The sequence below is a fragment of the Gilliamella sp. B3482 genome (genome assembly GCF_026536805.1).
GTDB classification, from domain to species: domain Bacteria; phylum Pseudomonadota; class Gammaproteobacteria; order Enterobacterales; family Orbaceae; genus Gilliamella; species Gilliamella apicola_E.
In genome coordinates this window covers 38925-53982 of record NZ_JAFNNL010000008.1, presented here as the reverse complement: position 1 = coordinate 53982, position 15058 = coordinate 38925, and the positions used below count along the sequence as shown (strand labels likewise).

Annotated in this window: 14 protein-coding genes; 4 read left to right on the top strand and 10 right to left on the bottom strand. The window is 34.9% G+C overall.

Annotation, left to right across the window (positions count from 1 at the left end):
- Window positions 1–5: 5 nt before the first annotated feature.
- The 4 genes from rapZ to dsbB all read right to left on the bottom strand — a co-directional run bounded on the left by rapZ (window position 6) and on the right by dsbB (window position 2883).
- Window positions 6–854, bottom strand: a complete 849-nt coding sequence (gene rapZ / locus J3U18_RS11200; protein ID WP_065562013.1) for an RNase adapter RapZ — start codon at window positions 852–854, stop codon at window positions 6–8.
- A gap of 93 nt (window positions 855–947) precedes the next feature.
- Entirely contained in the window at window positions 948–1544 is a 597-nt protein-coding gene (locus J3U18_RS11195; protein ID WP_267330948.1) for an XTP/dITP diphosphatase, read from the bottom strand.
- Between the two features lie 74 nt (window positions 1545–1618).
- The gene (rluA, locus tag J3U18_RS11190; protein ID WP_065562015.1) at window positions 1619–2275 is read right to left on the bottom strand and encodes a bifunctional tRNA pseudouridine(32) synthase/23S rRNA pseudouridine(746) synthase RluA; all 657 of its coding nucleotides are present in this window, start codon (window positions 2273–2275) and stop codon (window positions 1619–1621) included.
- Window positions 2276–2349: 74 nt separating this feature from the next.
- Window positions 2350–2883, bottom strand: a complete 534-nt coding sequence (gene dsbB / locus J3U18_RS11185) for a disulfide bond formation protein DsbB (protein WP_267354126.1) — start codon at window positions 2881–2883, stop codon at window positions 2350–2352.
- A gap of 148 nt (window positions 2884–3031) precedes the next feature.
- Between dsbB and rluC the strand changes: the two genes are divergently transcribed.
- Both rluC and J3U18_RS11175 read left to right on the top strand, forming a co-directional pair.
- Window positions 3032–4006: a 23S rRNA pseudouridine(955/2504/2580) synthase RluC gene (gene rluC / locus J3U18_RS11180; protein ID WP_267354124.1), complete on the top strand. Its 975-nt coding sequence runs from the start codon at window positions 3032–3034 to the stop codon at window positions 4004–4006.
- Window positions 4007–4032: 26 nt separating this feature from the next.
- Window positions 4033–4692 (top strand): histidine phosphatase family protein, encoded by a 660-nt coding sequence (locus J3U18_RS11175; protein ID WP_267330950.1) that lies wholly within the window; start codon window positions 4033–4035, stop codon window positions 4690–4692.
- A 61-nt stretch (window positions 4693–4753) separates the two neighbouring features.
- Here the strand turns inward: J3U18_RS11175 and J3U18_RS11170 are convergent, their stop codons facing one another.
- The 3 genes from J3U18_RS11170 to proS form a co-directional block, all read right to left on the bottom strand.
- Complete coding sequence (locus J3U18_RS11170; protein WP_065562019.1) at window positions 4754–6208, bottom strand: M48 family metalloprotease; 1455 nt, start codon at window positions 6206–6208, stop codon at window positions 4754–4756.
- A gap of 134 nt (window positions 6209–6342) precedes the next feature.
- The gene (locus J3U18_RS11165) at window positions 6343–6894 is read right to left on the bottom strand and encodes a tyrosine-protein phosphatase (protein ID WP_267354122.1); all 552 of its coding nucleotides are present in this window, start codon (window positions 6892–6894) and stop codon (window positions 6343–6345) included.
- A 33-nt stretch (window positions 6895–6927) separates the two neighbouring features.
- The gene (gene proS / locus J3U18_RS11160; protein ID WP_267354120.1) at window positions 6928–8643 is read right to left on the bottom strand and encodes a proline--tRNA ligase; all 1716 of its coding nucleotides are present in this window, start codon (window positions 8641–8643) and stop codon (window positions 6928–6930) included.
- 170 nt (window positions 8644–8813) lie between these two features.
- Between proS and J3U18_RS11155 the strand changes: the two genes are divergently transcribed.
- Complete coding sequence (locus J3U18_RS11155) at window positions 8814–9194, top strand: hypothetical protein (RefSeq protein WP_267354118.1); 381 nt, start codon at window positions 8814–8816, stop codon at window positions 9192–9194.
- 236 nt (window positions 9195–9430) lie between these two features.
- Window positions 9431–10789 (top strand): L-serine ammonia-lyase, encoded by a 1359-nt coding sequence (locus J3U18_RS11150; protein ID WP_267354116.1) that lies wholly within the window; start codon window positions 9431–9433, stop codon window positions 10787–10789.
- Window positions 10790–11042: 253 nt separating this feature from the next.
- Here the strand turns inward: J3U18_RS11150 and mpl are convergent, their stop codons facing one another.
- From mpl to dsbC, 3 genes are all read right to left on the bottom strand, one after another.
- Window positions 11043–12425: a UDP-N-acetylmuramate:L-alanyl-gamma-D-glutamyl-meso-diaminopimelate ligase gene (gene mpl, locus J3U18_RS11145; protein WP_267354114.1), complete on the bottom strand. Its 1383-nt coding sequence runs from the start codon at window positions 12423–12425 to the stop codon at window positions 11043–11045.
- Between the two features lie 121 nt (window positions 12426–12546).
- A complete protein-coding gene (gene recJ, locus J3U18_RS11140; protein WP_065735042.1) occupies window positions 12547–14277 on the bottom strand; it encodes a single-stranded-DNA-specific exonuclease RecJ in 1731 nt (576 codons plus the stop codon).
- Between the two features lie 73 nt (window positions 14278–14350).
- The gene (gene dsbC / locus J3U18_RS11135) at window positions 14351–15055 is read right to left on the bottom strand and encodes a bifunctional protein-disulfide isomerase/oxidoreductase DsbC (RefSeq protein WP_065735043.1); all 705 of its coding nucleotides are present in this window, start codon (window positions 15053–15055) and stop codon (window positions 14351–14353) included.
- Between the last annotated feature and the right edge of the window lie 3 nt (window positions 15056–15058).

The window sequence follows — 15058 nt, the reverse complement described above, 5'->3', positions numbered from 1 at the left end:
AGTAATTATTTTTTTTCAAGTGTTCGATGACGAATTTGCACTTGTTTATTTTGCGCTTTAAAAAACTCGGCTAATTGTTCTGCAATAAAAACAGAACGGTGTTGCCCGCCTGTACAACCGATGGCTATCGTTAAATAGCTACGATTATTTTTTTCTAACATTGGTAACCACTGTTGTAAATAATTGGCTGTTTGATAAATGAAATTAGTAACTTCATCATGTTTTAGTAAGAAATTTTTAACAGGCTCATCTAAGCCAGTTAATGGACGTAATGATATATCCCAATGCGGGTTAGGTAAAAATCTTACATCAAACACGAAATCAGCATCGACAGGTAAACCATGTTTAAAGCCAAATGATTCAAAAATCATGGTTAATTCCCGCTCTTTTTTTCCTAAAATCCGTGAACGAAGAATATTAGATAACTCATGAACTGAAAGATTATCAGTATTAATAACTAAACTTGCGTGTGATTTTAAAGGCTCTAAATACTTCTCTTCAAGATCAATGGCTTCTTCTAAAGAGTATTTTTGATTGGTTAGTGGATGTATTCGTCTTGTTTCGCTATAACGTCGGATCAGAGTATTACGACTACAATCAAAAAAGATTATTTCAGGAGTAACGGAGGATGGTAATCGCTGAAAAATATCATGATCAAAATTAAAGTTAGCTGGTAAATTGCGAATATCGATACTAACCGCAACAGGTGTATTGTTATCTTTTAATGATTCTGCAAGTTGCGGTAATAATGCGACGGGAATATTATCAACACAATAAAAACCCATATCTTCTAATGCGCGTAATGCAATTGATTTTCCTGAACCAGAACGGCCACTTACTATCAACAATATCACAATATCGACTCCAAAATAATTGGTGCACTAGTATATACTGTTTAGTTCAACATGTGCAATTCATGAAAAGAAACAATAAGCTAAATAAACTCTCTAATAATCTGTTTTTATTTTAGCTATTAACTGTTTTAAAGCCTGTCCACGATGAGAAATCTGACTTTTATGTTCTTTAGTTAACTCTGCTGCACTGCAATTAAGCTCAGGAATATAGAATAATGGATCATAACCGAAACCACCACTTCCATGAGGTTCATTCATAATTAATCCATTCCATTTCCCTAAACAGATGATTGGTGTAGGATCATTTTCGTGTCGCATAAAAGCGAGTGCACAATAAAAGTATGCTGTCCTTTTTTCTTTAGGCACATCTTTTAATTCAAGTAATAGCTTTTCATTATTGCTTTTGTCATTACCATGTTCTCCCGCATAACGAGCAGAATAGATACCAGGTTGCCCGTTTAGTGCTTGAACAACTAAACCTGAATCATCTGCTATCGCCGGTAGTTGAGTCACTTTTGCGGTATGTCTTGCTTTTAAGATGGCATTTTCAATAAATGTTAGACCGGTTTCTTCTATATCAGGAACATTGAAGGTATTTTGGGCTATAACATCAAATCCAGCATCGGCTAAAAGCGTTTGTAATTCATTGACCTTTCCTTGGTTATTAGTGGCTAAAACAATTTTCTGCATTTAATGACTCCATGATATTAGTTTTATATCGTAATTAGTTAATCAAGTATAGCAAGTAGATGTACGCTTAAATTTTAAAAATCAGGTTCACAACGGAATGTCAGAGTTTCACCGGTTTTAGGATGATTTATTGTTAGATGTTGAGCATGTAACAATAACCTTTTTGACATTGAAAATGCTTCAGGATGAGCATAAAATTTATCGCCTAAAATAGGATGCCCTATAGCTTGCATATGCACTCTTAATTGATGAGAGCGCCCTGTAAATGGAAACAATGCCACCCGAGTTGTATTATCATTATTGCGTGAAATAACTTGATAATGTGTTAATGCATATTTGCCATTTTCATGATCTACCATCTGTCTTGGGCGATTAGGCCAATCACAAATTAATGGGAGTTCGACTTGGCCTGCATCATCCTTAAGGTGACCGTGGACCACAGCAATATATGTTTTTTTAGGTATACGCTCTCTAAACTGCTTTTTAATTTCTCTATCTGCTAATTTAGATAAAGCAGCAACCATAATGCCACTCGTAGCCATATCTAGACGATGGACTGATTCAACATAACTATATTTTTGTTGTAAACGATGAATAATACTATCTATAAATTGTGGTTTATTTCCTGAAACCGACAAAATACCAGGTTGTTTGTTAACCACAACAATATGATCATCTTGATATAAAATAGTTAACCAAGGATCAATGGGGGGATGATATTCCAAAAGCATTTAGTGTGATAATTGTCAAATTAAATTGTCACACATTCTAACAAACTCGGTAAAAAGTGCCAGTTGAAATAAACTTATTTACTCCAGATTGACTTTTTATTAGCTGAAAACAATTGGCAAAATAGTATGATTAAACTAACAAAAAGATAGCAAGCAAAAATGATTATCATCCATTGCGACATTTCAATAGTTAATAACGACCAGATTTTTTCTGAACAAGAACCATAAGCATTAAACATGCCTGGTAACCATTCATTTAATGGTAACCAAGAAGGGAATTGGACATTAATTGCACAGGTATCACTTAAATCCGGTTCGAACTGCAAATGGGCATGAAAAGTTGCTAATTCAAACCCCTTAAAAGCGCTAAATAGCCAGATTAATATGCCAGCTAGTCTAAATATTAATTTTTTGGGGTTGATAAGTCCAACGATGCTGCCAAACATAATACCGTAAATTGCACATCGCTGATAAATACATAAAGTACAAGGAGCTAGGCCTAAACCATGTTGAAAATAGAGAGCGGTCAATTCAAAAATAGCGGTGGAAAGAAACAATAAAAACCAAGCAAATCTTCCTCGAGAGTATTGGTTGAGTAAATACAACATACTATTTTATTCCTCCATATTCCGCTATAATCATTTTATATTAAGGTTATTAAAATTAACCAATCTTATTCTTATTACCATTAGTGTAGTTTATTTTTAAGTAATGTAAAACGACTTTTATTTATTAAGGGTGGATTAATCTTTTCTTATGGACTCAAACGTTCAACAAACAAAATTACAAGTCTCATTTGTCACAATCACTGAAGAAAATGTGACACAACGAATTGACAACTTTTTAATAACATACCTTAAGGGTGTGCCTAAAAGTATGATTTATCGCATACTTAGAAAAGGGGAAGTGCGTGTCAACAAAAAGCGGATTAAGCCAGAATATAAATTAGCTGTTGGTGATGAAGTTCGAATTCCACCTATTCGTTTTTCAGAAAAAACAGTTCCTGAAATTTCAAAAAAACTGAATAAAGTTGCTGATTTAGAAAAATCAATTATTTATGAAGATGATGTGATTCTTGCGATTAATAAACCATCTGGCATTGCCGTACATGGTGGAAGTGGCTTAAGTTTTGGCGTTATTGAAGGATTAAGAGCATTAAGACCTGAAGCCAAATTTTTAGAATTAGTACATCGTATCGATCGTGAAACATCTGGTGTTTTACTTATTGCTAAGAAACGTTCTGCACTAAAAGCATTACATGAACAACTTCGTTTAAAACAGATGCAAAAAAATTATTTAGCTTTAGTGAAAGGTAACTGGCCTTCTGAATGTAAAGTTGTACAAGCACCACTATTAAAAAATGTACTCAAAAGTGGTGAACGCGTGGTTAAAGTAAATGCAGAAGGTAAGCCATCTGAAACACGATTCAAAGTGGAAGAACGCTTTGGTTTTGCAACCTTAATTAAAGCTAGCCCAGTAACTGGACGAACGCATCAAATTCGTGTACACACTCAATATGTTAATCATCCAATAGCATTTGATGATCGTTACGGAGATAGCCAATTTGATGAATTATTAGCTAAAAGCAAACTTAACCGATTATTTTTACATGCAGCCAATGTGAAATTTATTCATCCGAAAACTTTACTAGAAATGCAATTACATGCCCCGATGGATAATATATTGCAAAACTGTTTAATCCAGATTAGAAATGATAAATATCAACAATGATTTAAATGAGAAGGTAATCAACAATAATGAAAGATCTTAATTTATATTTAATTAGACATGGTCAAACCGAATGGAATATTAAAGATCAAATGCAAGGATCGAAAAATTCGCCTTTGACAGAAAATGGTGTTTTAGGCGCTCAAATCACTGGAAAGCATCTGAAAAATATACCTTTTATACAAGCCTACTCAAGCCCACAACAACGGGCTAAAGAGACTCGAGATTATATCATTCATGAAAATGACAATGTCATTCCGACTTTTGAACTTGATAATCTAAGAGAAATGGATTTTGGTCTTTGGGAAGGCAAACATGTTCCTTCATTAAAAAAAGAAATACCTGAATTCACGACTTATTTAACCGATCCTGAAAACTTTGACTCATCTATTAACCAAGGTGAAAACTACCTTGATATACTTTCTCGTATGAAAGAAGCTTTAAATGTTATCGTAAAAAATGCACCGCAAGATCAAGGTAATATTTTAGTTGTATCACATGGTACGGTTTTAAGAATATTACTTTGTGTTTTAAATGGTGGAGATTGGCGTAGACATCGTGATGAAGATTATTTCCCACGAGTGTTAAATACCAGTATAAGTGTAGTTAACTATAAGCAAACTGATGATAAGCCTGAGGGGGAATTTTCAGTTAAGTTTTATAATAATGTCGATCATTTAAATAATTAATTACCGTTAATTCTGTCATGTATACTCGGCTAATTAAGTTATTAGCCGAGTAATATTCAGACTACCTTCTGCTATAAGCAGCGTAACGTTTTTGTAATTGTTTCAATTGATTAATTCTTGCGTCAATTTTTGAAATTAATGTTTGATTACCTTTAGCTTGAGCTCTAGCATTGGTTAATAATTGAATTGCTTCAGGGAAACGTCCTTCAAGCGCGATTGATTCTGCCCTTGCACTCATTTCTTGAGCTCTCGATTTTATTCCCCCATAAGCGGTAACCAGTAAATCCCAACCATTAGTATCATCATTGTGATCAAATGTATAACGATGTAATAAACTCACCGCTTGCTGATATTGGCCGTCTTTTATATAAGCATTAGCAAGATTTAATTGTAATACAGCATTATCCGGTGATCGTTTTAAGGCAGATTGTAAACGAGCTATGGCTTCTTTATTATTATTACTTTCTAAATTGATATCTGTCATTAAATCAATATACCAAATATTATCTGGATCATTATCTAATAACGGTTGCAATTGAATTTTTGCTTGAACAAGATTTTTACTTTTGTAATTACTTAGTGCGACGGCATAGGTTAGCGCCTTTTTACCCTGATCGGTATTCAATTTGCGATAATTATCAAGTAATAGTTTAGCGGTATTATTATTTCCCATAAGTATTGCTATTCGGGCCTTAGCTAAATAATAACTTAATGAGGAAGGTACATTTTTTTTAGAATATTGCAAAGAGCGATTGCGCATATCCGATAAACGGCTATTCGGTAATGGGTGAGTCATTAAAATTTCAGGCGGTTTACTACTGAAGCGACTTTGATCAGCCAGTTTTTGTAAAAATTCAGAAGATGCATGAGGATCAAATCCGGCTTTCGCTATGGTTCTAAGCCCAACTCTATCGGCTTCTTGTTCATTTGATTGAGTAAAACTAATCATACTCTGTGTCGAACTTGCCATGGTGGTTGTCATTGCCGCCATACCCGCTTCTGGATTAGCTAATGTTAATAGTAATGAACCTAAGGCTCCTCCCCAAACATAAGGACTATTTTTATTTTGAGCCTCCATAGCGCGAGCTAAATGGCGTTGAGTAACATGCCCAATTTCGTGAGCCATAACCGAAGCTAATTGGCTTTCATTATCAGTATCCATAATTATTCTTGAATGAATGACAACATTACCGCCAAAAAAAGCAAAGGCATTTAGCACATTACTTTTCATTATATAAAAATGGAAAGGGGTTTGAACTGATTCAGATTTAGAAACTAATTTTTTCCCTAAATTATTAATATATTGATTTAAGACAGGGTCATTGGCTATAGGAGCACTGCCTCGTAACAATCGCACATAATAATCACCCATCTCTTTTTCTTGCCCGATGCTTAATGTGGTTGCAGCTGCGGTTCCCATCTCAGGTAGTGTTATATTATCTGCTGCATAAACAATAGGTGTATTTTGTAAGAATAGTGATGTTGATAGTACCAATGCGATTGCTTTTTTTAACATATTTATGACTCATAAAAAAATTTGATTATGAAACATTTTAGCTTAAAAAAAAGACAATATCACTTTGAATTTTTTATCAAATTGAGCTATTTATTTGATAAAGACTATTTAGTTTATTAAATTAAATAATGAAATTATTCAAATACAGCATGGCGAATATATTCTACATCAACGTTTTCAATGTATTTTCGTATGTTAGGATAAACATTGTAGTGATGACCAAATTCAGTTTGCATTAACTCATTAATTGCTTGAGATTTAGTCCAATTCTCAAAAACCAAACGGTACATAGCAATAGTGACGCCGGTACGATCACTGCCTTGCCAACAATGGATTAATATCGGTTTAGGAGAGGTATGAATCGCTTTCATTACTTGGATCATTTTCTCATCAGTAATATCACCTGCCCGCATTCGAATCCAAACTTCTGATATCTGTGCATTTTCGACTAACTCTCGATCGCTGTGAAATAGCCGTAAATTTATAATGGTTTTAAAGCCAAGTTTATCAAGCTGCGCTATCTGCACTACACTTGGTTGCTCAGAGCGATAGACATCATTAGAAACTTGATAAAAATTATCGGGGAGATGTAAAGAATTGATATTAGATTGGCAACCACTAATGATAAAGCACAAGTAACACAATAAGAAAATATTAGTTATTTTGGATATTTTATTACAGGCCATTTGTGCTCCAATATTAAAATCTAATTCTTAAGTTTATTGTTGACGTTTTTTAATAAATTCAACGATATCATCAACTTTAATTAATTCTTTATTGCCACCCGCACGATGTTTGTATTCCACTTCACCATTATCAAGGTTACGTTCACCAATAACGATAGTATGAGGAATACCAATAAGTTCGGCATCTGCAAACATAACACCAGGACGCTCTTTACGATCATCAAATAATACTTCAATACCCAGAGCTTGGAGATCGGCATAAAGTTTTTCAGCAGTGGCTTGTACTTTTTCTGATTTATGCATATTCATTGGAATAATGACAACACTAAATGGTGCAATCGCTTCTGGCCAAATAATCCCTCGATCGTCATGGCATTGTTCAATTGCAGCTGCAACAATTCGGCTAACCCCAATGCCATAACAGCCCATGATCATCACATGGTTTTGTCCATCTTCACCTTGGACAGTTGCTTTCATTGCTTCTGAATACTTAGTACCAAGTTGGAAAATATGCCCAACTTCAATACCACGTTTAATTTGTAATGTCCCTTTACCATCTGGGCTAATATCGCCTTCAACCACATTACGAATATCTTCAATGCGAGGTAAAGCGACATCTCTTTCCCAATTGATATTGAAATAATGTTTATGATCAATGTTGGCGCCAGCACTAAAATCACTCATTACTGCCACATCACGGTCAATGATGATTGGCATATTAAGGTTTACTGGTCCTAAAGAGCCAGGTCCTGCATTCACTACCGCGCGAATTTCTTCTTCAGTTGCAAATTCAAGCGGTGATGCCACAATATCAATTTTTTCCGCTTTAATTTCATTCAACGTGTGATCACCACGAACTAATAAAGCTACAAGTTGGTGCCTACTCTCTTTAGTCGCCTTGACCATGAGTGTTTTAACTGTTTTTTCAATCGGTAAATTGAATTGTGCAACTAATTCATCAATTGTTTTGGCATCAGGAGTATCAACCAGTTCCATTGCCTTAGTTGGTGCTGATCGGCTTTGCGTTGGTGCTAATGCTTGTGCCATCTCAATATTAGCAGCGTAATCAGATTCAGTTGAAAAGACAATATCATCTTCACCACTATCGGCTAATACTTGGAACTCATGCGACCAGTTGCCACCAATAGAACCCGTATCAGCACGCACAGCTCTAAAATTTAAGCCAGCACGAGTAAATACCGCACTGTAAGCCTTATACATATCATCATAGGTTTCTTGTAAAGATTCTTGTGAAGTATGAAACGAATAAGCATCCTTCATAATGAATTCACGCGAACGCATTACCCCAAATCGTGGACGGACTTCGTCGCGGAATTTGGTTTGAATTTGATAAACATTAAGCGGTAATTGTTTATAGGAACTGACTTCATTACGAAGTAAGTCAGTGATCACTTCCTCATGGGTTGGGCCTAATACAAAATCACGGTCACCACGGTCTTTGATACGTAATAGCTCTGGACCATATTGTTCCCAACGACCACTCTCTTGCCAAATATCAGCAGGTTGCACAACTGGCATTAACACTTCAATTGCCCCTGCTTTGTTCATCTCTTCCCGAACAATATTTTCAACTTTTTTAAGTACACGATAGCCAGTAGGTAGCCAAGTATATAATCCTGCGGCAACTTTACGGATCATGCCAGCACGTAACATTAATTGATGGCTTATCACTTCAGCATCAGCGGGTGTCTCTTTTAATGTAGATAGAAGATATTTACTGGTTCGCATAAATTTATCCTGAAAAAAATAATGTACTAATAATATACTAAAATGTGAGCTAGTTTAGCAGTACCTAACGTAACACTAAAGTAATTTTATTGGTTATTGTTGTTATGAGTAAAAATATAAAGTAAATTTAGATAATTATAAGATTAGAAAAATAATAAGGTTGAATATTTTTGAAATTTTTATCTCGTATTGCTCTTATTTTGTTCTGCATGATTCTACTTTACTATCCATTCAAAATCGCCAAATACCATTTAATGGATATGAGTTATGATGAAATTTCAAATGTCGGTTGGCACTTTGATACTTGCAAAACTAAAGATGATGCTTTAGTAAGCAGTGATGATTGCCCGTGTGGTGGATTAATCGAACCGGATGATGGTTTTTACATTAACAACGAAGGATACATGTTCTTGGATAATGAACTCTATGGTAAGGTGACTTTGATAGAAAAACCAAGCTATTTTCAAACGGAGCTTTATACAGGGGGAACATTAAAAATTGAACATATAGATACAGGGTTCATTTGTTACTACGACTCTGTTATGGATTAAAATAACGGGTATTATAAAATTGTTACTATGATTCTATATAATCATTTTGACATGTTTTTAAACCAAAATTAGGTGTCAAAAACCCCGCTCCTCAATTTTTTTTAATTTATTTAAGGATAAAAATTTAATCTCAATTATTAGCTTGATTAGCTAATACTTATCACCATAATATAGCACTATATAAGTCATTTTTTATTCATAACTACGTGCATGTCAAAGATTATAAAAGGGATAAAATGGGTTCAGTTTTTGAGATATTTAAAATTGGTATAGGTCCTTCTAGTTCACATACAGTTGGTCCAATGCGAGCGGGTAAGGCGTTTATTGATCAACTGATTGATAATGGGCAAATGCCATTAGTGACAAAAATTGTGGCAGATGTTTATGGTTCTTTATCACTGACCGGCAAGGGGCATCATACTGATGTTGCAATTATTCTTGGATTATCTGGCGAAAAGCCTGATACCGTTAATATTGACCAAATTCCCCATTTTATTCAAACCATGAACCAATGTGGTAAATTACCGATATATAATGGTAAATACCAAATCGATTTTTCTAACGAAAGCATTATTTTTCATTCAACTTTTTTACCATTACATGAAAATGGTATGACGTTAAGCGCTTATCATGATAATGAACTCATCGTCCAGAAAACCTATTATTCAGTGGGTGGAGGAAAAATTGTTGAAGAGGAGCAGTTTGGACAACAAGAACAGAATTCTGTTGATGTGCCTTATCCTTTTTCAACAGCAGCGCAATTATTGAAGCATTGTGATGATAATTCGTTGTCGGTATCGAGTATTGTGTTAAAAAATGAGTTACAACTGCATAGTTATGAAGATGTTGTAAATTATTTTTCTTTAGTTGGACAAACAATGCTTGATTGTATTAAACGCGGCATGAATACTGAAGGATTATTACCTGGTGCGCTTAAGGTTCCTCGTCGAGCAAATGCACTTTATCGCCAATTATTGACTAGCAAAAATAATAATGATCCAATGATTATTATTGATTGGATAAATATGTTTGCGTTAGCAGTCAGTGAAGAAAATGCCGCAGGGGGAAGGGTAGTGACGGCTCCTACCAATGGCGCTTGCGGCATAATACCAGCCGTTCTTGCCTATTATGATAAGTTTATCGATCCGGTCTCGCCCGATATTTTTATTCGCTATTTTTTAACTTGTGGAGCCATTGGTTTACTTTATCAAAAAAATGCATCTATTTCAGGTGCTGAAGTTGGTTGTCAGGGTGAGGTCGGTGTTGCTTGTTCAATGGCGGCTGCTGGTCTGGCTGAATTGTTGGGGGGTAATCCTCAGCAAGTTTGTATGGCAGCCGAAATTGGTATGGAACATAATTTAGGTTTAACCTGTGATCCTGTTGATGGTCAAGTACAAGTTCCTTGTATTGAACGTAATGCGATTGCTGCAGTTAAAGCAATTAATGCGACACGCATGGCATTAAGGCGCACTACTGCAGCTATCGTTTCGCTTGATAAGGTGATTGAAACTATGTACGAAACCGGAAAGGATATGAATGCAAAATACCGAGAGACTTCGCGCGGTGGGTTAGCAATTACTGTTCACTGTAGTTAATGATGAAAAGCTAATTATTTGAGACTTCAGCTGTACAATGTAAGTAATCACTCACCGGCGTTAATTTAGTGAGTGATAAATGTTAAGTTATAAGTCTTAACGAGTCACTGTTAAAACATTACCACTATTGCTCGATGCCACTATTATGTGATTATAAATAAGAGTGGCATATCTAAGTATTACAACAATCTTTTTTGCATCTTTTAATATGCAGATGCATTTAGGAAAATTAATTATTTAGTGCGATTAATCGTTATGCATCTAATTGTTTTCTTAATTGTTGTTTTTTTAAGCTTTCTAAAATCTTGTTATGAATTCCACTAAAACCACCATTACTCATAATCAAAATGGCATCGGTTGGTTTGGCTGATTTTGTTATCATTTCAACTAATAAGTCAATATCAGCTGTCCAATAAGCCGGTTGGATACAGGCATCGACTACATCAGCAACTAACCAAGGTAGTTGTTCTGGTTGGAACATATATATTTCATCAGCGCGACCTAATGATGGAGCAAGTTCATCTTTTGAAATCCCTAACTTCATTGTGTTAGAACGAGGCTCTAATACTGCTAAAATTCGTCGATTTGCACCAATTTTGCTGCGTAATGCTTCTAATGTTGCTAAAATTGCCGTTGGATGATGAGCAAAATCATCATAAATTTCAAAGTTATTGACCTCACCATATAGCTCCAAGCGTCTTTTAGCATTTAAAAATGATCCTAACGCTAAACAAGCATCTGCTGGATCTATACCAACATTGTGTGCAGCGGCAATTGCCATTAAGGCATTATGCATATTGTGTTCACCAACTAAAGAATAGTTAACTGTACCCATCTTTTTGTTGTTGTAATAAACATCAAACTGGCTGGCATCATTAGCAATCTTTTTCGCTAACCAACCGTCTTCAGATTCGGTAAAAGATTGTTTACTCCAACAACCTTTTGCTAATACTTGTTTTAAATTGACATCTTCTTGAGGAGAAATAATCAATCCTTTACTTGGTACTAAACGAACTAGATGATGGAACTGTTTCTGGATAGAACTAAGATCATCAAAAATATCTGCATGATCGAACTCTAAATTATTCATAATCAGTGTTTTTGGACAATAATGCATGAATTTAGAGCGCTTATCAAAGAATGAACAGTCATACTCATCCGCTTCAATAACAAAAAAGTTGCCTTCACCTAATCTTGCTGATACTTCAAAATTACCCGGAACACCACCAATAACAAAACCTTGTTTGTAGCCTTGTTTTTCTAAAATCCAGTTAACCATTCCAGCCGTTGTTGTTTTACCGTGTGTACCTGCTACAGCAATAACCCAACGGTCTTTTAGTACATTATCATGTAACCATTGTGGTGCAGAGACGTAAGGAATGTTATTGTCCAAAATGTATTCAACACAAGGATTTCCTCTTGATAGGGCATTGCCAATGATAACTAGATCAGGAGTTGGTATTAATTGTGATGGATCGTCTCCTTCAATAATATCAATATGCTCTTTTTGTAACAGCGTACTCATTGGTGGGTAAACATTTTTATCTGATCCTGTTACTTTGTGACCTAATGAACGAGCTATTAATGCAATACCGCCCATAAATGTGCCACAAATCCCAAGAATATGAATATGCATTTTTTGTCCTTAATGTTGTATAAAATGTACTAATGATAAAACTATTGTATTGCTAATTTTATTTTTGTGATTAACTGTTCTGATTTTACAGAATCTAGTAATTATAGTCGATCTTAATCGCTTATGCGATAGGCCAGATATGTCTTATCATTAATTTTAGGGTTTGATTTCCTCGAAACTCATTTACATCTAAGTGATAAACAATTTTTGCTTCTTTTATCGTTTGGTCTGGCCACTTTGTTAAATTAACATTAAAACAGATCCCTTCAATTATTGGTCCCCCATTTTTGGGTTCTAATACTAATTTAAGGTGTTTTTCAGCAAATATGCGTTGCTGATGAATAATAAATTCGCCATCAAATGTAGGTTCGATAAATCCTTCACCCCATGGACCAGAGTCTTTTAGTAGTTTTGCAATTGAATAATTAAAATCTTCGTTATTTATCTCGCCATCGGTTTCAATCGTTTGTTCAAGTACCTTCAAATCAAGTTGCTCAGTTATCACTGTTTCTAAAAGATCCCTAAATTTATCTAAATCTTTTTCTTGAATACTTAATCCAGCAGCCATGGCATGACCACCAAAGCTAACCAAAATATCTGGATATCTTTGATTCAATTCATAGAGTACATTTTGTAAGTGAATACCATCTATTGATCTTCCAGAACCTTTCAATAATCCATCTTCTGTCGAAGCGAAACATATCACAGGACGATAATATTTGTCTTTCAATCGTGCTGAGACTATACCAATAACACCTTGATGCCACTCAGGATGATGTACCACTATTGAATTAGGTAAAGAAGGTTTATGTATCTGTTCAACGTGGGATAAAGCTTCTTGATACATCGTTTGCTCAATTAATTTTCGATCACTATTAAGCGTATCAAGGTCGGCTGCTTGATTGACTGCACTATCATAGTCTTCACATAACAATAATTCTACGCTCAGAGACATATTATCCATTCGTCCAGCAGCATTTAGTCTTGGGGCTATATAATAAGCAAGATCTGTTGAGGTGAACGTGAGGGGATCTCGTCTGGAAATATTTAATAATGCTTTAATTCCTTCACAACAATAGCCTGCTCGGATACGGCTAACACCTTGATGGACTAGTATTCGGTTATTTAGGTCGAGTTTTACCACATCGGCAATAGTGCCAAGGGCAACTAAGTCTAATAAGCTAGCAATATTAAATTCTTCTAAATTATGTGTGGTGAACCAGTTTTCCTTGCGTAATTTTGACCGTAATGCCAGCATAAAATAAAAAGCTACACCAACACCTGCTAAATGTTTTGAAGGAAAAGTGCAATTTGGTAAATTAGGATTGATAATTGCATCCGCAGGAGGTAGTTTTTCTGGACATAAGTGGTGATCGGTAATAATGACGGTTAAATTCGACTGTTTTGCAAATTCGACCGCCTCAACAGCAGAAACACCGTTATCAACAGTAATAATAAGATCCGCTTTTTGTAAAATTGCTTTCTTTACGACGTTAATACTTAAACCATATCCATCATCAAAACGATTTGGAATAATATAATCGACAAATTGACACCCCATTTTTTTTAACGCTTTTACCGTTAATGCGGTACTGGTTGCGCCATCGGTATCAAAGTCTCCAACAATCATTATTCGCTCATTGTTCTTCATTGCAGAATAAAGAATGTCAACAGCTTTATTGGTCCCATCTAGATTGTCGTAGTTACATAGATTACGAGTGGTATAGTCTAGTTCTTGCATAGACGTTATTCCGCGCAATGCATATACTCGCTGCAACAATAACGGAATGTCATTTGATAATTCTGGTAGCGTTTCGGGTAACTTACGATGTATTAATTTATCTGCTTTCATATGATGAATGTTAGCGCGTATGCGCTAACAATTTTTTGTATTCTATAATTTAAAGGTTATAAATTATACAGTACTAGTTATTAGATTTCTTTTTTAAAATTTCGATTAATTTATCAGCCGGAACGTAACCAGAGACAAGTTGTCCATCAGGTAATACTATTGCTGGTGTTCCACTAATACCTAGTTTTTTACCAACGTTAAATTGCTGTGTTACATAAGGGATCATGCTATTAGCAGGTGAAATTTTATTACCTTTATATGCATTTTCAAAAGCGGCTTTGCGATCAACTACACTCCAAATGGATTGCATATTTTTACCTACTTCACTATCTGCTCCTGCTCGTGGAAAAGCAAAATAGTGAACTGAGATGCCTGCATTTAAATATTGCTCAATATTTTCGTGTAATAATTTACAGTAGTGGCATGTGTAATCGGTAAAAACTGAGATAACATATTGTTCATTTGGAGCTTGATAAACAATGGCGTCTTTTTCAATTGATTTCATTAATTTTAAGTTATTGCTGTTGGCAATATTTACTGGTTCACTGCCTTCAAGATTATAGATTGGCCCCTGAGTTAAGAATTTACCATCATCAGTGACATAAAAGATACCATCAGGTGTGGTAACACTTTTTAGCCCTTGTATTGGGTTATTTTCGATTGTAATCTCTTTGCTAGAAAAACCTAACTTTTCCATTGTTTTTGTAATATCGGCGTTAGAGGCTAATACTGAAGTTGAGATCAATGCTAAACCTAAACTGATTACTAATTTTTTCATTCA